This window comes from Micromonospora sp. NPDC023737 (assembly GCF_040639715.1).
Classification (GTDB): Bacteria; Actinomycetota; Actinomycetes; order Mycobacteriales; family Micromonosporaceae; genus Micromonospora.
The window spans coordinates 142,817-159,065 of the sequence record NZ_JBFAAL010000012.1 but is presented as its reverse complement, the minus strand read 5'-3'; the positions used below and the strand labels follow the sequence as shown (position 1 = coordinate 159,065).

General features: G+C 69.9%; 21 protein-coding genes and 1 tRNA gene. 10 read left to right on the top strand and 12 right to left on the bottom strand.

The genetic code is table 11. From position 1 onward, the window contains the following. Positions 1-28: 28 nt before the first annotated feature. The 3 genes from AB0F98_RS23625 to AB0F98_RS23615 all read right to left on the bottom strand — a co-directional run bounded on the left by AB0F98_RS23625 (position 29) and on the right by AB0F98_RS23615 (position 2,379). Positions 29-1,171: a polysaccharide pyruvyl transferase family protein gene (locus AB0F98_RS23625; protein ID WP_357738858.1), complete on the bottom strand. Its 1,143-nt coding sequence runs from the start codon at positions 1,169-1,171 to the stop codon at positions 29-31. Positions 1,172-1,240: 69 nt separating this feature from the next. Continuing rightward, positions 1,241-1,765: a GNAT family N-acetyltransferase gene (locus AB0F98_RS23620; RefSeq protein WP_357738855.1), complete on the bottom strand. Its 525-nt coding sequence runs from the start codon at positions 1,763-1,765 to the stop codon at positions 1,241-1,243. Further along, a complete protein-coding gene (locus AB0F98_RS23615) occupies positions 1,762-2,379 on the bottom strand; it encodes a TetR family transcriptional regulator (protein ID WP_357738852.1) in 618 nt (205 codons plus the stop codon). The genes AB0F98_RS23620 and AB0F98_RS23615 overlap by 4 nt, the downstream gene beginning before the upstream one ends. Before the next feature lie 78 nt (positions 2,380-2,457). Between AB0F98_RS23615 and AB0F98_RS23610 the strand changes: the two genes are divergently transcribed. From AB0F98_RS23610 to AB0F98_RS23600, 3 genes are all read left to right on the top strand, one after another. Beyond that, complete coding sequence (locus AB0F98_RS23610) at positions 2,458-3,051, top strand: dihydrofolate reductase family protein (RefSeq protein WP_357738849.1); 594 nt, start codon at positions 2,458-2,460, stop codon at positions 3,049-3,051. Between the two features lie 163 nt (positions 3,052-3,214). After that, a complete protein-coding gene (locus AB0F98_RS23605; protein ID WP_357738846.1) occupies positions 3,215-3,958 on the top strand; it encodes an SDR family oxidoreductase in 744 nt (247 codons plus the stop codon). Between the two features lie 212 nt (positions 3,959-4,170). After that, on the top strand, positions 4,171-4,674 hold the full coding sequence (locus AB0F98_RS23600) for an N-acetyltransferase family protein (protein WP_357738843.1): 504 nt from the start codon (positions 4,171-4,173) through the stop codon (positions 4,672-4,674). Between the two features lie 33 nt (positions 4,675-4,707). Here AB0F98_RS23600 and AB0F98_RS23595 read toward each other — a convergent pair whose 3' ends face one another. Beyond that, a complete protein-coding gene (locus AB0F98_RS23595; RefSeq protein ID WP_357738840.1) occupies positions 4,708-5,613 on the bottom strand; it encodes an aminoglycoside phosphotransferase family protein in 906 nt (301 codons plus the stop codon). 86 nt (positions 5,614-5,699) lie between these two features. Then, the gene (locus tag AB0F98_RS23590) at positions 5,700-6,209 is read right to left on the bottom strand and encodes a DinB family protein (RefSeq protein ID WP_357738837.1); all 510 of its coding nucleotides are present in this window, start codon (positions 6,207-6,209) and stop codon (positions 5,700-5,702) included. A 113-nt stretch (positions 6,210-6,322) separates the two neighbouring features. Between AB0F98_RS23590 and AB0F98_RS23585 the strand changes: the two genes are divergently transcribed. Next, positions 6,323-7,030 (top strand): ElyC/SanA/YdcF family protein, encoded by a 708-nt coding sequence (locus AB0F98_RS23585; protein WP_357738835.1) that lies wholly within the window; start codon positions 6,323-6,325, stop codon positions 7,028-7,030. A gap of 50 nt (positions 7,031-7,080) precedes the next feature. Here AB0F98_RS23585 and AB0F98_RS23580 read toward each other — a convergent pair whose 3' ends face one another. Next, positions 7,081-7,257 carry a hypothetical protein gene (locus AB0F98_RS23580; protein ID WP_357738832.1) on the bottom strand — a complete coding sequence of 59 codons (177 nt, stop codon included), beginning with the start codon at positions 7,255-7,257 and terminating at the stop codon, positions 7,081-7,083. 169 nt (positions 7,258-7,426) lie between these two features. Between AB0F98_RS23580 and AB0F98_RS23575 the strand changes: the two genes are divergently transcribed. Genes AB0F98_RS23575 through AB0F98_RS23565 form a run of 3 tightly spaced genes read left to right on the top strand, consistent with a single transcriptional unit; the run spans position 7,427 to position 10,567 of the window. After that, positions 7,427-8,557, top strand: a complete 1,131-nt coding sequence (locus AB0F98_RS23575) for an acyl-CoA dehydrogenase family protein (protein ID WP_357738829.1) — start codon at positions 7,427-7,429, stop codon at positions 8,555-8,557. Beyond that, positions 8,554-9,411, top strand: a complete 858-nt coding sequence (locus AB0F98_RS23570) for a PhnD/SsuA/transferrin family substrate-binding protein (protein WP_357738826.1) — start codon at positions 8,554-8,556, stop codon at positions 9,409-9,411. Before AB0F98_RS23575 ends, AB0F98_RS23570 begins: the two co-directional genes overlap by 4 nt. Further along, positions 9,389-10,567 (top strand): ferritin-like domain-containing protein, encoded by a 1,179-nt coding sequence (locus AB0F98_RS23565; protein WP_357738823.1) that lies wholly within the window; start codon positions 9,389-9,391, stop codon positions 10,565-10,567. Before AB0F98_RS23570 ends, AB0F98_RS23565 begins: the two co-directional genes overlap by 23 nt. 32 nt (positions 10,568-10,599) lie before the next feature. Here the strand turns inward: AB0F98_RS23565 and AB0F98_RS23560 are convergent, their stop codons facing one another. Together AB0F98_RS23560 and AB0F98_RS23555 are read right to left on the bottom strand one after the other, a co-directional pair. Continuing rightward, positions 10,600-11,298 (bottom strand): suppressor of fused domain protein, encoded by a 699-nt coding sequence (locus AB0F98_RS23560; RefSeq protein WP_357738820.1) that lies wholly within the window; start codon positions 11,296-11,298, stop codon positions 10,600-10,602. 242 nt (positions 11,299-11,540) lie between these two features. Further along, the gene (locus tag AB0F98_RS23555) at positions 11,541-12,146 is read right to left on the bottom strand and encodes a hypothetical protein (RefSeq protein WP_357738817.1); all 606 of its coding nucleotides are present in this window, start codon (positions 12,144-12,146) and stop codon (positions 11,541-11,543) included. A 243-nt stretch (positions 12,147-12,389) separates the two neighbouring features. On the opposite strand from AB0F98_RS23555, the gene AB0F98_RS23550 reads away from it, so the two are divergent. Both AB0F98_RS23550 and AB0F98_RS23545 read left to right on the top strand, forming a co-directional pair. Further along, a complete protein-coding gene (locus AB0F98_RS23550; protein WP_357738814.1) occupies positions 12,390-12,602 on the top strand; it encodes a hypothetical protein in 213 nt (70 codons plus the stop codon). Positions 12,603-12,717: 115 nt separating this feature from the next. Then, positions 12,718-13,263 carry a hypothetical protein gene (locus AB0F98_RS23545; RefSeq protein WP_357738811.1) on the top strand — a complete coding sequence of 182 codons (546 nt, stop codon included), beginning with the start codon at positions 12,718-12,720 and terminating at the stop codon, positions 13,261-13,263. Between the two features lie 221 nt (positions 13,264-13,484). On the opposite strand, the gene AB0F98_RS23540 is transcribed toward AB0F98_RS23545, so the two are convergent. Continuing rightward, the gene (locus AB0F98_RS23540) at positions 13,485-14,225 is read right to left on the bottom strand and encodes a hypothetical protein (protein WP_357738808.1); all 741 of its coding nucleotides are present in this window, start codon (positions 14,223-14,225) and stop codon (positions 13,485-13,487) included. Between the two features lie 385 nt (positions 14,226-14,610). Between AB0F98_RS23540 and AB0F98_RS23535 the strand changes: the two genes are divergently transcribed. Further along, positions 14,611-14,964, top strand: a complete 354-nt coding sequence (locus tag AB0F98_RS23535) for a helix-turn-helix transcriptional regulator (RefSeq protein ID WP_357738805.1) — start codon at positions 14,611-14,613, stop codon at positions 14,962-14,964. 75 nt (positions 14,965-15,039) lie between these two features. Here the strand turns inward: AB0F98_RS23535 and AB0F98_RS23530 are convergent. The 3 genes from AB0F98_RS23530 to AB0F98_RS23520 form a co-directional block, all read right to left on the bottom strand. Then, positions 15,040-15,111: transfer RNA gene (locus tag AB0F98_RS23530), tRNA-Val, on the bottom strand. Positions 15,112-15,192: 81 nt separating this feature from the next. Further along, entirely contained in the window at positions 15,193-15,657 is a 465-nt protein-coding gene (locus tag AB0F98_RS23525) for a peroxiredoxin (RefSeq protein ID WP_357738802.1), read from the bottom strand. A gap of 103 nt (positions 15,658-15,760) precedes the next feature. Continuing rightward, positions 15,761-16,198, bottom strand: coding sequence for a DUF3052 domain-containing protein (locus AB0F98_RS23520; RefSeq protein WP_357738799.1), 438 nt, complete (start codon positions 16,196-16,198; stop codon positions 15,761-15,763). Between the last annotated feature and the right edge of the window lie 51 nt (positions 16,199-16,249).

Sequence of the window (16,249 nt, the reverse complement as noted above, 5' to 3'; positions counted from 1 at the left end):
CAGCCGACGCGGTGGTCCCCGGGCCTGCTCAGGCGCGGGTGAGCGTGTGGGCTCGCAGGCTGTCGAGCACGGCACGGGTGACCTGCGAGGTGCCCCTCGCCTCGTCGCAGACCTGCGCGACTCGGCGTGCGGTGGCCTCCGCGCGTCGCCCCCGCTCGTCCCAGAGCCGGTCGACCTCGGCGAGCAGCGGGCCCTCCACCTCACGTTCCACTCCGCGCAGCGCCGGTACGCCGAGCCGCTGAGCCAGGTCGAAGACCTTGCCCGCGTACGGCAGCGGGAGGAACGGCGTGCCCACCATCGCGGCGAAGATCAGGAAGTGCAGCCGCATGCCGACGGCCAGATCGAAGTGACGCATCAGGCCGAGCACCTGCTGGGGCGAGTACTTGCCGTGCAGGATCCGGCCTCGCTCGGCTGCGATCATGTGTGAGAGCACCCCGTGGGAGTGCCGGATGTCGTCACGTTCCATCGGCACGAAGAGGACGTACGCGTCTATCCGGTGCACCAGGAAGTCGCCGATCTGGGCCAGCAGGCGGTGGTAGCCGTCCACGTCCAACCGCTCAGCGGCCCGGCCCGGCTCCCGTACGCTCATCCCGACCAGCCTCCTGCCGGCCGGCACACCTTCCTCCCGCAGCAGCTCGGCGGGGAAGTCCGCCGGCTCGAGCAGGAACGCCGGGTCGGCGGTGACCGTGATCGGGTTGACCAGTCCGGCCTCCTCCAGCACCATCCGGGACTCCTGGTCGCGGACGGTGACCTGGGTGGCGCCGGCCAGCGTTTCCCGGACCATGCCGGTGTCCACCCCGTCGCTGAGCGGCCCGACCCCCACCGCGTACGTGATCAACGGCAGGCCGCGCTCCTGAGCGACCCGGACCACCCGCAGGTAGCGGCGTGCCTCCTTGTCGTAGAGGATGCCGCCGCCGCCGAGGATCAGCAGGTCGAGCTGGGCGAGCACCAGCGAGGAATCGGTGCGGCTGACACCTTCCCAGGGCACCGCCTCGACGTCCGGGTGAGCCACCCGGGTGTGTTCCGGGTTTCGGGAGAAAACGATAATCCGGGCATTCGGCTCTTGTTCTCGCAAATCAGCCAGCAGGCCGGTGAGGATCGCCTCGTCACCGAGGTTCCGACCGCCGTACGAGCCGAGCACACCGATGGTCAGTCCGGCGCCATGCCTCATCCGTCGCTCCTCCCCGGGTGCGTCGGCGAGGGTTTCCCGTTGGACCGGTGAACACTCCTGCGCCTCAACTCAGCCCAGCGACGGCGGCGGAGGCTCCGGTGCGGCGGCGAGCTGCTTGGTCATCTGCTGGGCGGCGACCTGGAAGCCGAGACTCTGATACAGGCCGATGGCCACCGTGTTCGAACCGAACACGTTCAAGCCCAGCTCCGTCACGCCGAGCCCGGTGAGTTCGGCCTCGATGAGCTGGATCATCCGCCGCGCGTACCCCCGTCCCCGGTGCTCCGGATCCACCTCGATGTTGTGGATCCAGGCCCGCCCGGAGCCGGTCGGCGCGTCGGATGCCCCGGCGGCGCCGGGCAGGGTCACCCAGATCCAGCCGACCTGGACGCCGTCGACCCGGGCGATCCGCAGCAGGACGCCCTCGGTGGCCGCCCCGGCGGGCAACAGGTCCCGCGTCTGGGTGACGGCCCGGTCCAACGCCGCGTCCGCCGGAATCCCCCGGTGCCGGGTCAAGTCCTCGGCGTACGACCGTTGCAGCGGTCCGAGCAGCGTCGCGAGCTCCTCGTCGGTCATCAGGGCGAGGGTCAGGGTCATGGGGTAGGAGCCCTTCCGAGGTCGGCCCGGCCGGACGGGTGGGTCACCCCGGCGACCAGGCGGGACACGAACGCGGACACCACCTCGTCGGCGTCGAAACCGGCGTCGATGGAGGTCGTGAGCAGGTCGAGCAGGAGCCCGTCCATGGCGTAGTGCAGCAGAGCCACCTCGAACGCGCCACCCGGTAACCCGTTGGCGACATGGAAGGCGACGTCGTCGCGGTAGCCACGGCGGAGCGTACCGCCGAGGATCCGGGCCAGGTCGGGGCGGCGGACCGCCTCCAGCCGCAGCTCGAACAGCGCGCGGGTCAGCTCGGGCTGGCGGGTGGTGCGCTCGACGATGTGGCGGACGTAGTCGGTGAACAGCTCCAGCGACGGCTCCCGCGCGCCGAGCGCGGCGAGCACCTCGTCGTCCGGCGCGAACCGCTCCATGATCCGCTCGCCGAGCGCGCCGAGCAGGGCGTCCCGCGAGCGGAAGTAGTTGGAGGCGGTGCCGACGGGCACTCCCGCCTCGGCGTCCACCGCGCGGTGGGTCAGTCCCCGCGCACCGGTCGCCGCCAGCACCCGCAGGCCCGCGTCCGCCAGGGCCTCCCGCCGCTCCACGTTTCGCGCCATGACAGGACTCTAACAAAAACCACTACACCTGTTGTAGGTTGAACCACGACATCAGTAGTGATTGCAGGGAGATCCCGCTTGCGCAAGCTCGTGTACTACGTCGCCAGCACCCTCGACGGCTTCATCGCAGCACCCGACGGGTCGTACGACTTCCTTCCGCTGGAGCCCGACGTGGCTGCCCACCTGGTGGCCACCTACCCCCAGACGCTGCCCACCTTCGCCCACGCGCAGTTCGGCATCGACCGGCCCGAAGGCCGGTTCGACACCGTGGTGATGGGCCGGGGCACCTACGACCCGGCGCTCGCGGCCGGCATCACCAGTCCCTACGCCCACCTGCGACAGTACGTCTTCTCCCGCTCGCTGCCGCCCGCCGCCGAGCCGGAGGTGGAGATCGTCGCCGGCGACCCGGTCGCCCTCGTCCGCGAGCTCAAGGCGCGGGACGGCAAGGACATCTGGCTGGCCGGCGGCGGCCGGCTCGCCGGGCAGCTCATGCCCGAGGTCGACGAGCTGATCCTCAAACTCAACCCGGTCGTCGTCGGTAGCGGCGTCCCGCTCGTCACCCGAAATTTCGACCCGCGACGGTGGTCGCTGGTCGACACCCAGCCCTTCGACAGTGGAGTGGTGATCCTGCGCTACGCCCGGCCGGAGGGCGGCTCGGGCAGCGAAGGCTGACGATGATGGCGGGGTGAGGATCGCGCACATCAGCGACAACCACCTCGCCAACATCGAGGGCGTGGCCACCTTCGATGGCGGAGAACGGACCTGATGGTGGCCGGGGAACGAGGCGTCCGATCGCCGCCAGACCGGACCCCTCCCGCAGCCCGAGGATCTTCACATGACGACGACACTCGAGGGCAAGGTCGCCCTGGTCACCGGCGGCGCCCGGGGCATCGGGGCGGGTATCGCGCTACGCCTCGCCCAGGACGGCGCGGACGTGGCCCTGACGTACCGGCGGAACGCCGACCAGGCCGCCGCGGTGGTGAAGGAGATCCAGGCACTGGGCCGGCGGGCGCTCGCCATTCCGGCGGACAGCGCCGACCCGGCGGCCGTCCAGGGCGCGGTCGACCGGACGGCGATCGTGCTCGGCAGGTTGGACATCCTGGTGAACAACGCGGCGGTGTTCCTGGTCGGCGCGGTCGACGAGCTGAGCCCGGACCAGCTGGAGCAGACGATCGCCGTGAACGTCCGCGGCCCGTACGTGGCCGCTCAGGCGGCGGCACGCCACCTCGGCGAGGGTGGACGAATCATCAGCATCGGCAGCAACGTGGGTGAACGGGCGGTCTTTCCCGGGCTCGCGCTCTACTCGATGAGCAAGACCGCCCTGGCCGGGCTGACCCGGGGTCTGGCGAGGGAACTGGGCCCGCGCGGCATCACGGTCAACCTGGTCAACCCGGGGCCCACCGACACCGACGCCAACCCGGCCGACGGCCCGAACGCCGCGACGATCGCCGGCTTCACCGCGCTGGGCCGCTTCGCCCGGCCCGCCGACATCGCGGCCACCGTCGCACACCTGGCCGCGCCCGAGGCCGGGTACGTGACCGGCGCGGTGGTCAACGTGGACGGTGGCTTCACCAGTTGATCGACGGCTGGGCGCGGCGGGAACGCCGCCGCGCCCAGGCCCGACGAATGACGGCCGTCACCGGGCAGGTGTCGCGGCGCCGAGCCGAGTGCCGCCGGCGCCGACCGCTCGGCGGGTCAGGCGGGCGCGATGGCGGGGTGCTCCAGGAACGCGAGACGGACCAGCCGGAGCCCGCCCGGGCGACGTACCCTCGCTCGGTGGGAGGAGGCTCGATGAGCGCCGACAGGATCGCAATCACCGCGTTGGACGATCGGCATGCCGACGCCGTGCTCGACATCTACCGGCTCGGCATCGCCACCGGCAACGCCACCTTCGAGACCGAGCCGCCCACGTGGGAACGCTTCACCGCCACGCGCCTCCCCGGGCACCGCTGGGTGGCCGTCGATCCGGCCGGCCGGACCCTGGGCTGGGTCGCCTGCTCGCCCGTGTCCGACCGGTGCGTCTACGCCGGAGTCGTCGAGCACTCCGTGTACGTACACCCGGACGCCCATGGTCGGGGGGTCGGCCGCCTTCTGCTGGAAACGCTGATCGCCTCCACCGAGCAGGCCGGGATCTGGACCATCCAATCCGGGGTCTTCCCCGAGAACACCGCCAGCCTCGCCCTGCACGCAGCTTGCGGCTTCCGCACCGTCGGCATCCGCCGCCGCATCGGCCGCCACCACGGCGCCTGGCGCGACGTGACGCTCATCGAACGCCGCAGCTCCGTCATCGACTGAGCGGGGCCGGGGCGGCCGCCGACAATCGGCCGGTCAGCGACGCCGGACGTCGTCCAGGATCGCCGTCAGCCGGGACAGGCACTCCCGTACGAACGACGGGTAGGTGTCCCAGTAGTACGGGACGCCGCTGATCCCGACGCCGATGGCCCAGGCCCGGGCGCGAAGCCAGGTCACCTCATCGAGGTTCGCGCTGTCCCAGTACGCCTGCCTCGCTTCGCCGGGGAGGTCCCACACGGGGGCGTGTTCAGCGTCGGGGTGGCCGACCGAGAGACCACCGAAGTCGATGATCGCGTGGAGCCTCCCCTCGTGGGCCAGGAGATTGGCGGGCCGCAGATCCCCGTGCAGCCACCCGTGCCGGCCGGCCGGCTCGGGCAGGCTGAGCGCGTCCCGCCACAGCTGTTGCAGCGTCGCGACGTCGAGGTCGAGGCCGTCGATGTCCCGGCACTCCGCGAAACTCCTGCTGATCGACTCGTCGCACGGCTCGAGGGTGCCGCCGCGGTACCAGCTGAGTTCACCCTCGCGAGCCGCACCCATGAGGTCGGTGGAGTGCAGGCTCCGCACGGCCGCCGCCAGGTCCCGACCGAACGTGGCCCAGTCGGTGACGGTCGCCGGGCCGGCGACCTCGCCGTCGATCCAGCGGTAGACGGACCAGGCGGCCGGGAACGTGGACGTCGGCTCCCCGGCGTGCACGGGCTCCGGGACGCGGCAGGGCAGGTGCGGCGCCAGTCGGGGAAGCCACGTCCGTTCCTTGCGCAACGCCTTCGCCTTGCCCGCGGTACGCGGCAGCCGCACCAGCAGCGCGTCACCCAACCGGTACATGGTGTTGTCCGTGCCCGACCCGGCGAACACGACGGGCAGGTCGGCCCACTCCGGCCGCTGGTCCTTCAGCAGGGACCGGACGACGTCCTCGTCGACCTGGATCTCGTTTTCGTGCAGCATCAGGCGACAGCTTTCCGGCTTGGTGTCGGCGGTGCCAGCGATTATCCGACCGGTCGGCGGCACCACCCGACGGGCCACTCCGCCGGCTACTCGCCGATCGGGCCGCCTGCCAGTTCCGTCACGATGTCGAGGTGCCCGAGATGTCGGGCGTACTCCTGCATGAGGTGGAAGAGCACCCGCTCCAGCGGTGGCGGTTCGCTGCCCTCCCAGCGTTCACTCGGCGCCCCGTGCGCGCTGAGCTCGCTGCGCTCCACGACCGCCCGGGTGTGCGCGCCCTGGGCACGCAGCGCGGCCAACAACTCCTCGCGACTCTCCTCCGGCGCGACGTACCACCGGTCCCCACGCCGGTCGCCCCACGGATCGCCCACGTCGCGCCCCTGGAAACCCCACTCGATCCAGCGGAGTTCCACGAATCGCAAATGCTTGACCAGTTCCAGCGGCGTCCACCCCGACGGCAGCGTGCTGCGGCGGGCCTCGTCCGCGGGCAACGCGGACAGCTTCGCCACCACGTTCTCGCGGAAGTAGTCGAGGTACCGCAGGAAGACCTCGGCACGACCGGCGGCCGGCACGGTGGGTGAGGGGAACTCGGTGGTCACCGGGCCATTATCTGCTGATCACGCCGCCGCCCGCCGCCCGGCGACCCACCGGCACGGGCGACGCGGCGGCACGGCGGCACGGCGGCACGGCGGCACCGGAATAATTCCGGGCCATGCGGGGACGGATCGTCACGGCCGGTTGGTGGTGCGGGAAGCATCGGCGGTTCGTCCGCCGGGCCCTCCTCTCGGCGATTGCCGCCGCGGTGCTGCTGGGCGGCGGGACGGTGGCGAGCGTGGTGTGGATCCGTGGCGGCGCGGAGGGCCACATCTACGACGAGGCCCTCGTACCGGATGCGCCGGTCGCCCTGGTGCTGGGTACCAAGGTGGACGCACACGGCAGACCGTCACCGTTCCTCACCGCCCGGCTGGAGATCGCCCAGCGGCTCTTCGAGGCCGGCAAGGTACGCGCGATCCTGGTGTCCGGCGACAACATGAACGCCGACTACAACGAGCCCGGTGCGATGCGGCGGTGGCTGGTCGACCGGGGGGTGCCGGCGCGGAAGGTGGTGCTGGACCGGGCCGGTTTCGACACGTACGACTCGTGCGCGCGAGCGAAGCGGATCTTCGGAGTGGAGCGCGCCACGGTGGTGACCCAGTCGTTCCACCTGCCCCGGGCTGTGGCACTGTGCCGGCGCCTCGGCATCGACGCCAACGGCGTGGGTGACGAAACCGCCAGGCGGAACGCCCAGCGCTGGCGCGTCAGCTCCACCCGCGAGTACGGCGCCTGCGTGAAGGCGGCGCTGGACCTGCTCTCCGGCAGGGACCCGGACCGTCTCGGCCCGCCTGAGACCGGCGTCGACGACGCCCTCCGGGACCAATGACCACCGACATTCACCAATGACCGGCAACCGCCGACATCGGAGCACGGCCGTCAGACGGCGTCGCCGACCTCGTGCGGGTCGTACGGCTCGTCGGCCAACTCGACGGCCTGGAACAGTTCGTACGCCTGGTAACCGTGGGCGCAGCGCGAATGGACGGTCGTGAGGTCACGGGCGATTGGATCCGCCCCCTTCCAGTCGTCGCGTTCGGTAACTACGCTGTTGCTCAATCCAGCAACACCGACGTGCCGCCCGGCCTGAAGCACTGCCTGCCGCCTCTCAGGTTCGGGCCGTTTTCACGCCAGACGTCCACCGGATCGGTGGAAGGTAGTCCCCATCCCACACGGATCCAGCACCGCGCCGCCACAGGTCAGTTCAGCCTGCATCTGGGGAGCAAACATGGGACATCAGGAGTCGTTGAGCCGGATCATCGAGGAGATCGTCGTACCGCAGGCCGGGGACGTCGACCGGTCCGCCACCTTTCCGCGCAAGGCCGTCGACGCGCTCGCCGACGCGGGCCTGCTCGCACTCACGGTGCCGACCGAGTACGGCGGCGGCGGACAGGACCTCCGAGCCGCCACCGACGTGATCCGGCAGCTCTCGACGGCCTGCGGGTCGACCGCGATGGTCGTCATGATGCATTACAGCGCGGTGGCTGCGTTGACTGCCGCGGCATCCGGCGACGTGTTGCGCGAGATAGCCGCCGGACGGCACCTGAGCACCCTGGCCTTCTCCGAGGCTGGATCACGCAGCCACTTCTGGGCGCCGGTGAGCACAGCCACCGACGAGGGCGACCAGGTACGCCTGGACGCGCGCAAGAGTTGGGTCACCTCGGCCGGCCAGGCGGACAGCTACGTCTGGTCGAGCCGCCCCGTCGCCGCCCCGGGACCGATGACGCTGTGGCTGGTCACGACCGGCGAGGCAGAGCTGTCCATCGGCCCGGAGTTCGACGGTCTCGGCCTGCGCGGCAACGACTCCCGTCCGGTCACCGCCGCCGGTCTGATGGTGCCGCACAGCGCCCGGCTCGGCGGCGACGGCGCGGGCCTGGACCTCGCGCTCAGCGCGGTGTTGCCCTGTTTCCTCCTGCTCAACGCCGCCGCGAGCGTCGGACTGATGCAGGCCGTGACCCGGGAGACGGCGGACCACCTGACCCGTACCCGGCTCCAGCACCTGGACCGGTCGCTGGCGCAGCGGCCGGAGTCCCGGGCGATCCTCGCCCGGATGCGGATCGAGACCGATCGCACGGCCGCGCTCCTCGACGGCACGCTGACCGCGGTCGAGCAGGGACGCACCGACGCCCAACTGCTCGTCCTGGAGGTCAAGGCGGCAGCGGACGGCAGTGCCGCCGAGGTCGCCGACCTGGCGATGACGGCGTGCGGCGGGGCCGCGTTCCGCAAGGAGTTGGGTATCGAACGTCGGTTCCGGGATTCCCGGGCCGCCCGGGTGATGGCCCCCACCACATCGGCGTTGCTGGACTTCGTCGGGCGGGCGTTGACCGGCCTGCCGCTGCTGGACGGACCCGAGGCATGAGCGACACCCTGCTGCTCGGCGCCGTCGCCTACGACCCGAAGGTCGTGACCATCTGGGCCGGCTTCCGCTCCTGGTTCCGCGACCGCGGTTTCGACCTCGACTTCGTCCTGTACTCGCAGTACGAACGGCAGGTGGAGGACCTCCTCGCCGGCCGGATCGATGTGGCTTGGAACTCCCCACTGGCCTGGCTGCGCGCCCAGCGGCTGGCCCGCGCGCAGGGCACGACCGTACGCGCTGTCGCGATGCGCGACACGGATCGCGACCTCACCTCGGTCATCGTGGTTCGGGCCGATTCGGAGCACCGCACTCTGGCGGATCTGCGGGGCCGGACCGTGGCCGTCGGCGCGATCGACTCACCTCAGGCGACGCTGCTGCCACTGGCGCTGCTGCGCGCCGCCGGCCTCGACCCGGACGCCGACCTCGAACTGCTCCGGTTCGACGTGGGAGTCGGTCTGCACGGTGATCACATCGGTGGGGAGCGCGACGCGGCGCAGGCGCTGCGGGCCGGACGCGCCGAGGCCGCCTGTCTGATCGACGCGAGCCTGCTGCTGTTCGGGCGGGAGGGCACGCTACCGGCGGGATCGGTGCGCGTCCTCGCCGAGACCGAACCGTACGACCACTGCAACCTGACCGCCGGGCCGGCCGCAGACCCGGCACTCGTCGACCACTTCGGCAAACTGCTGCTCAGCATGTCCTACGCGGACGACACGGCCCGGCCGTTGCTGGACCTCGAAGGACTCAAGAAGTGGCTGCCGGGCCGGACCGACCGCTACGCCGCGCTGGAACGGGCGGTCACCGAGACCAACTTCTACGATCCACAGGGAGCACTCGGTGCTGCCGGCTATCGACCTTGAGGATCTCAGCCTGGACGCCGGTGGTCACCTGCTGATCGACCGGGCATTGGCCGGGCTGGCGCCCGGTGACCGGCTGGTGGTGCGCGGCCGTCATCCGGCACTCGGGGTGCACCTGGCTGCCTGGTGCCGCACCGAAGGGCACCTGTTCGACACGGCGGCCGAGACGCCGACCGTCATCCGGGGCCGGGCCGACCTGGACCGCTGGCGGGGCGCGCAGCGGGCCGGGCGGACGGCCGACGACGTCGTCGCACACGCCGACCGCCGGTGGGGGCTGGCCGCCCGGGGTGCGTTGGTGGAGCCCGGCGGCCCTGCCCTGGCGGTCGACTGGGTCGACCGTGACCTGGTCTGGGCCGACCTCGCACCACGCCTGTACGCCCAGGCCACGGCCAACCAGTGGGATCCGGCGACCGCGGTGGGCTGGGCGGCGGGCGTGTCGTTGCCGGACAGCGTCGAGGACGCGGTCGTCCAGGTGATGACCTACCTGGTGGAGAACGAGCAGGCGGCGTTGATGATCCCGGCCCGGCTGCTGTCCCGGCTGCATCCGCACTTCCGCGAGGTCATGCAACTGCTCGCCGCGCAGGCCGCGGACGAGGCCCGGCACGTCGAGATCTTCACCCGCCGTGCCCTGCTCCACCGGGACACGCTCGGGCTCTCCGGAGCCGGTGGCCGGGCGTCCCTGCAGACCCTGCTGGAGGAGCCCGACTTCACCCTCGCCTCGTTCCTGCTCTCCGTTCTGGGCGAAGGCAGCTTCCTGGATCTGCTGCACTTCCTGCACCGTCACGCACCGGACCGGGTCACCGCGGACGTCACCCGGCTCGCCGCCCGCGACGAGGCTCGTCACGTCGCCTTCGGGGTCGCTCACACCGCGCACGTGGTCCGCACGGATCGCGCCTTCCTGCATCGGCTGCGTACGGCCGTCGAACGGCGCCACGCGGTGCTCGCCGACACCGCTGGGCTCAACAAGCAGGTCTTCGACGCGCTGGTCGTCCTCGCCGCCGGATCCTGGACACCGGCGGCGATCAGCCGCGGCTGGCAGGAGGTGCTCCGTCTGCAACAGGCGATGGACGAGGGCCGCCGCCGGCGGCTCGAATACATCGGCTTCCCGCCCGACGAGGCCGCCGCACTCTCCGCGTTGCACACCCGCAACTTCATGTGAGAGTTGCCAAGGCCCGCGCGCGGGTCGCTTCCTCAGGCGTACGAGGGCCGGTCAGGGTCCAGCAACTCGGTGACCCGACCACGATCGAGCACCTCGATGAGGGCAGGAGTCCCACGTTCGACCTTGACCGCCACCTCGCCGGGGTGCAGCGGGATCAGCGCGAGCAACGCGATCCGGCTGCCGTCGGGGACCTCGATCGTCCGAGCGTCGGGGGCTACGCGCAGCATCGGTGTGACGACGACACCGGCGAACGGGGTACCGGCGGTGTACGGCTGCGCGGGATCGCCGTTCGGCACCGAGTGCCATTCGCCGATCCAGGTCCCGTACTCGTGCGGCAGTCGAGCGATCTCCTTGAGGACTCGCACCGGCCAACCCGTCGAGTCCTCGCCCAGCCCGGTCCTCTCGGTCAGCGGCCAGTCGGGCGGCAGGCTGAGCATCAGTTCGGCGTACGGGCTGATGTCGTGACCGTCCGGGACCGTCATCGGTAGGTCACTCATCCCGGTAGTGATCAGGGTCCGGTACGGGCGTTCCTCGGTCGGTCCCACGACCAGGACGTGCACACCGACCAGGTGCGAGGCGATCTCGTGATAGACGAACTCGACCGGCCCGAAGTGCTCCTCGATGTGTCGATCGATCGCCTCGGCGAAGGTCTGCTGCGGCCCCCGGGCCGGCACGAACCCCTCGTGCAGCGGCTGGTGACGAAGGACCCCAGACCCGCGCGGCTCATCCATGGCGACGCAGCCTAGACCACGAAACTCGCGACCGCCGGCGTCCAGCTCCACATCGCTTCCGCGAGCGCCACCGGCCAACCGCGCAGTGACGCCCATCGCGGCGATGGCCAGCAGGTGACCGAGCCCAGCCAGACCAATGCCAGCCAGGACCGGTTGCCAGCCGGGACGGGGCTCGCCAGGTCTCACGGCACCAATCGGCTCTGACGTGCGCGCCCCGTTCGTGCGGCGGGATTCCTGCGTATTCATAAATGGTCGAAGAACCGAGTGAACCAAGTCGCATCGGCTCCCGGGCCGAAGACCCAGCCGTTGGGCCCGTCGTATGGCGCGGCGAGGATGTGCTCGGGCACGACGAGATAACCGAGTCCGGCAAGAGCCTGTTCGATCCGCCGCCGGTCGTCGGGGTGCAGGTAAGGTTTCTGGTCGCTCGGACTGGACGCTGCGTACGTGGCGAGGCCACCCACCGCGCTCACGCTCACGACCAAGGGCAGCGGAATCCGTGTGCGCTTCGTGTGACTGCGGCTGGCCTCGGCCGGGATCTGGATGCTGCCGAAACAGGCGGAGTCCTGGGGCAGCGCTGAGTCGCACGGGCAACCGTAGGTTTCGCTCAACCGCTCTGTGAGTCGCTCAAACCGGCGCTGGGTCCCAGCGTGGTCGAAGTCGCGTGGCACCTCCAGGCCATCGCCTTCACCTCGCGCCACCCGCTGTCTCAACGCCGCGAGCGTCGGCTCCGGCATGGATCCCGCTACCATGGCCTGCAGGATCGACTCCCGTCCAATGCTCTCCGGTGGCGCAACTGGCTTGTCCAGCGCCCGGAGCGTTGACCACCAATCTGCGCCAACCATTGACATGCGTGTACCGTAACCACCGGGCTACGGAGCGACCAACTGACCGCCGCACGCATCCGGACGAGTCCGCCGACAGCCGGCTTCGTTGATGTCAGTCGCAGATGTCAGCGGTCCCTCTTGCCGGGCAGGGCGTCTCCGTCCCCGATCGTCCGCTCATGCTCGCCGATTCGGCTGCTCACTCGGCTGCTCTCCTGTACGACGAGCGAGCCCCGCGCTGGGAACTAGGATCGGTGGAGGAGGTCCCTCATGCCTTTTGTCGCCGGTGCCGCACTCCTACTCGCCGGGGTGACCATCCTGCTGCTGCCCGGCCGGTTCGTCCGAGCCGAACAGAAGCTGTACGCCCCCATCGTCGGGGCACGTTCCGGCCGGATCCTGACCCGCTTGGTCCTGGTGATGGTCGCGGCCACCCTCATCGCGTCCGGCACGGCGTTGATCGCACAGACCGCCACATCCGCTTGACTCTGAACACCCGCCCCGGGCAGGCAGGGCGAGACCGGCATCAACCTGCCTACACCGAGGACGGAGTAGCGTCCGAGAGCGTGATGGGCGAGAGCAGCACGGATTGGCAGGCGGAATGCTGAGGGTCGAAGAGCTGGAGGCCGCGCTTCCGTCGATGACACAGTGGCGTGCGCCCGCGCGGCGTAGCGTGGACTGGGCCGCGCTCGGGGCGGACCTCGGGACGGCTCTGCCCTCCGACTACCGCTCCCTGGCAGAGGCGTACCCGACGTTGATCATCGACGATTTCCTCACAGTGTCCATTCCTCGGCCCGGCGCAGAGGCGGCGTGGGCGTCCGGGGTCCGGTACTCGTCCGAGATCCTTCAGGACCTGTACGAGATGGATGACACCGAGAACTATGTTCCCTACCCGGAGCCGGGCGGCCTGGTCTGCTGGGCGAATTCCGATTCGGGGGACGCCTTCTACTGGAGGACGAGCTATCCCGACCCGGACGCCTGGTCGGTGGTCGTCCGCGGAGCCAACGGCGACTGGTCGGAGTTCCCGGTCGGTGCCGCCGAGTTCCTGGCCGGCGTGTACGGGCGCACCATCGATGTGCCGGGCATGCCCAGCAGCTTCCCGAGTGACGACCCGAAGGTGCTGGGCCTGAGCGACCGCATCGACTGAGTCGGCAACTGATCCGCAGGCACCTGGATTCACCGCCTCTACGCGCGCGACGTCGTGCTCGCGACCATGGGTCCCGGCATGGCGAGCTTCGCGGGTTGCGCTGATCGGATCTGGATCTCGACAACGCGACCCGTCACGGTCGCTCAAACCGCCCCCGTGCCGTCCGGAGTTGGTCGCCGCCTCGCACTGACTGAGCTGGGTGAGATTCCTAGACCAGCCCCTCACTCGGGGCAGCTGTCAACCGCTCTGATCCACTGCGATGCTCGCTCCCGCGCGGCCTTGTTCGCGGCCAACTCCTCCAGCAAGGATCTGGCTTTGCCGATAGCCATTTCCCATTCATCGCAGCTTCCGGTTGTGCGCTCCCGGTCCGCCCAATAGGTGTACGAATGCAGTTCGCCATATGCCCTGATGAGCCCCGATTGAGAGTCCCTGGTGCCAATCGCCGCCCTCATCGCGTCTCTGGCGACCTCGTAGTTGCCCAACTTGAAATTGCTGTACGCTTTCACGTGGAGCAGGCCTATGCGCAACGTCAAATGTGGCGGATCTTTCCTCAGACCTTTTTCCGCGAACTCTGCCGTCCGCCCATCTTCACTCACGAATTTGAAGGCGAGCGCCACCGCATAGCACTCCGACGCCGTTCCACCGTCGTCGAGATGATCCATTATCTCGGCCGCCTGCTCAGCCAACGCCAAGGTCTCGGTTACCGCATCCCCACGTTCCGTCACACCGATTCGCTGGCCGTCCGCGTCGGTAATATCTTCGGAACCATCGCGCTGCAGAGCGGTCATTCGCTGGATGAGCTGCGACAGCTCCGACCGCGCTGCCAACTCTTGCTGATCGCCGTTCTGCTTCCAACTGAAGTACGAAGCAGTCAATGATATGAGCAGCGCCAGAATTGCTACCACCACAGACGCGTCCCGATACCATAGGCGCTGCGGCGTGCTCTGAGCCTTCTCAAGCACGTCCAACCTCGCCGCAATAGAGACGACGGCACTGCTTGGAGCCGGGTCTGTCGAGCCGGTTCGCAGCGTTTCGGGTCGACCCTGCTTCGGCCTGCCAGGATGACGCCTAGTCAAGTCCTGTCTCCATCGGGTCGGTCGGGTATCGATCCCAGGCTAGGAAGCCACCGCAACTTGGTCCGAACCGTCCCGCGTGCCTCGACCCGCCCTGACCGGAAGCGAGCGAGGCGTACCGAAACCTTTAACGACGATCCCGGGACGGTGTTGTCCGGCGTCAGCCACATCGCCGGCCGCGACTGTCGTACTCCGCCCGATCCGTTACAGATGGCGGCGATCGAACCGCGTCGCCGGCAGCCAGCCGGCTGGAACGGTCGCTACCGTCTCCGGGGTGAGTGCCCCCTTCGCCGCGATCCTCCAAGGGCTGATGGCCAATCGCCGCCTTGACCGGCAAGCGCTGAGCCGAGCGTCCGGACGAGCTGAGTCAACTATCAACCAGCTACTCGCCGGGACCCTCCAACCAACGACGGAGGTACTTCAGGACATCGCTGCGACACTGGAGATGAGTGTCGCCGACCTGCTGGTCATCGCCGGACTACCCGTGGATTACGACCCGGAGCGGCCGGGGCCATGGCGGGCGAGTCAGGAGATCGGAAGCTTAGTAGCCGCGGCTACGCGCTTGACTCCGGCGCAGGTCGAGCAGGTTACAGCACTCGCCCGAAAGCTGGGTGCCGACAACCCCTGACCGCCACATCGCCTCAGCTCGGCGACTGCCGCCGGGGTCGATCTTGTCGGCGGCATTCGCGCTGATGCTGATGGGTGGGCGCGGCAGGTTTCGAACCTGCGACCCCTCGCTTGTAAGGCGAGTGCTCTCCCACTGAGCTACGCGCCCGGAACGCCCGTGCGGCGGGCCGGTGGCTGGCAAGCTTACCTGCTCGCTGCCGGCCCGGTCGCACGGCGTGGCCGGATCGGGTCAGCCGGCGGCCTCGGCCAGCGCCTTTCGCCAGGCCTGCTGGTCGCGGGGCTCCCCCGGCATATTCATTTCGGCGTACCGGACGGTGCCGGCCTTGTCGATCACGAAGGTGCCCCGGTTGGCGACGCCGGCGACCTCGTTGAAGACGCCGTACGCCTGGGCGACCGCGCCGTGCGGCCAGAAGTCGGCGAGCAGCGGGAACTGGTAGCCCTCGCGGTCGGCCCAGATCTTGTGGCTGTAGACCGAGTCGACGCTGACGGTGAGAACCTGGACATCGTCGTTGACGTACTCGTCGAGGTTGTCCCGGACCTCCGCCAGCTCGCCCTGGCAGACCCCGGTGAAGGCGAGCGGGTAGAAGACCAGCAGCACCGTGCGCCGGCCGCGGAAGCCGGAGAGCCGCACCTCCTGGTTGTTCTGGTCCTTCAGCACGAAGTCCGGCGCCTCCGCGCCGACGGCCAACGGCATGCGTCAACTCCTCGAATCGTGACGACATGAGCCACCCCGGCGGCGGAACCGCCGGGGTACCGGGCTGCCCCCGTCGTCACCGGGGCGTCCGGCCGCCGGAGGACTACTTCTTACTCTTGGCCCCGCGGCGCAGAACGAGGCGCGCGGCGCTCCAGTCCCGGCCGGCGTTGACCGTCGAGGTCTGCTGGAGGCCGGCGGTTGGAGCGGACTCGGCGATCTCGCTCGGCTCGACGTGCCCCTCGCGCCCTGCCTTGGGCGTGAGTAGCCACACGACCCCGTTGTCGGCCAGCGGGCCGAGGGCGTCGACGAGAAGCTCGAAGAGATCGCCGTCGCCGTCGCGGTACCAGACCAGTACCGCGTCGACCACCTCGTCGGTGTCCTCGTCGACCAGATCTCCACAGCGGTCAGTCAGTGCGTCACGGAGATCGTGGTCGACGTCTTCGTCGTACCCCATCTCCATGACGACCATGCCCGGCTCGATCCCGAACCGGTCCGCCAGGCTGCGTACCCCGTCGGCGGCCTGACCAGCGGTCGCGCTCACTGTCGCGTGCCTCCTCATCTCGTCCCTGCTCGACGCCGGTTCGACGCCGTC

Excerpts from the sequence above, each read along its gene's own strand:
- AB0F98_RS23625 (WP_357738858.1), bottom strand. The coding sequence starts at position 1,171 with ATGAGGCATGGCGCCGGACTGACCATCGGTGTGCTCGGCTCGTACGGC.
- AB0F98_RS23620 (WP_357738855.1), bottom strand. The coding sequence starts at position 1,765 with ATGACCCTGACCCTCGCCCTGATGACCGACGAGGAGCTCGCGACGCTG.
- AB0F98_RS23615 (WP_357738852.1), bottom strand. The coding sequence starts at position 2,379 with ATGGCGCGAAACGTGGAGCGGCGGGAGGCCCTGGCGGACGCGGGCCTG.
- AB0F98_RS23605 (WP_357738846.1), top strand. The coding sequence starts at position 3,215 with ATGACGACGACACTCGAGGGCAAGGTCGCCCTGGTCACCGGCGGCGCC.
- AB0F98_RS23600 (WP_357738843.1), top strand. The coding sequence starts at position 4,171 with ATGAGCGCCGACAGGATCGCAATCACCGCGTTGGACGATCGGCATGCC.
- AB0F98_RS23595 (WP_357738840.1), bottom strand. The coding sequence starts at position 5,613 with ATGCTGCACGAAAACGAGATCCAGGTCGACGAGGACGTCGTCCGGTCC.
- AB0F98_RS23585 (WP_357738835.1), top strand. The coding sequence starts at position 6,323 with ATGCGGGGACGGATCGTCACGGCCGGTTGGTGGTGCGGGAAGCATCGG.
- AB0F98_RS23575 (WP_357738829.1), top strand. The coding sequence starts at position 7,427 with ATGGGACATCAGGAGTCGTTGAGCCGGATCATCGAGGAGATCGTCGTA.
- AB0F98_RS23570 (WP_357738826.1), top strand. The coding sequence starts at position 8,554 with ATGAGCGACACCCTGCTGCTCGGCGCCGTCGCCTACGACCCGAAGGTC.
- AB0F98_RS23560 (WP_357738820.1), bottom strand. The coding sequence starts at position 11,298 with ATGGATGAGCCGCGCGGGTCTGGGGTCCTTCGTCACCAGCCGCTGCAC.
- AB0F98_RS23555 (WP_357738817.1), bottom strand. The coding sequence starts at position 12,146 with ATGTCAATGGTTGGCGCAGATTGGTGGTCAACGCTCCGGGCGCTGGAC.
- AB0F98_RS23550 (WP_357738814.1), top strand. The coding sequence starts at position 12,390 with ATGCCTTTTGTCGCCGGTGCCGCACTCCTACTCGCCGGGGTGACCATC.
- AB0F98_RS23545 (WP_357738811.1), top strand. The coding sequence starts at position 12,718 with ATGCTGAGGGTCGAAGAGCTGGAGGCCGCGCTTCCGTCGATGACACAG.
- AB0F98_RS23525 (WP_357738802.1), bottom strand. The coding sequence starts at position 15,657 with ATGCCGTTGGCCGTCGGCGCGGAGGCGCCGGACTTCGTGCTGAAGGAC.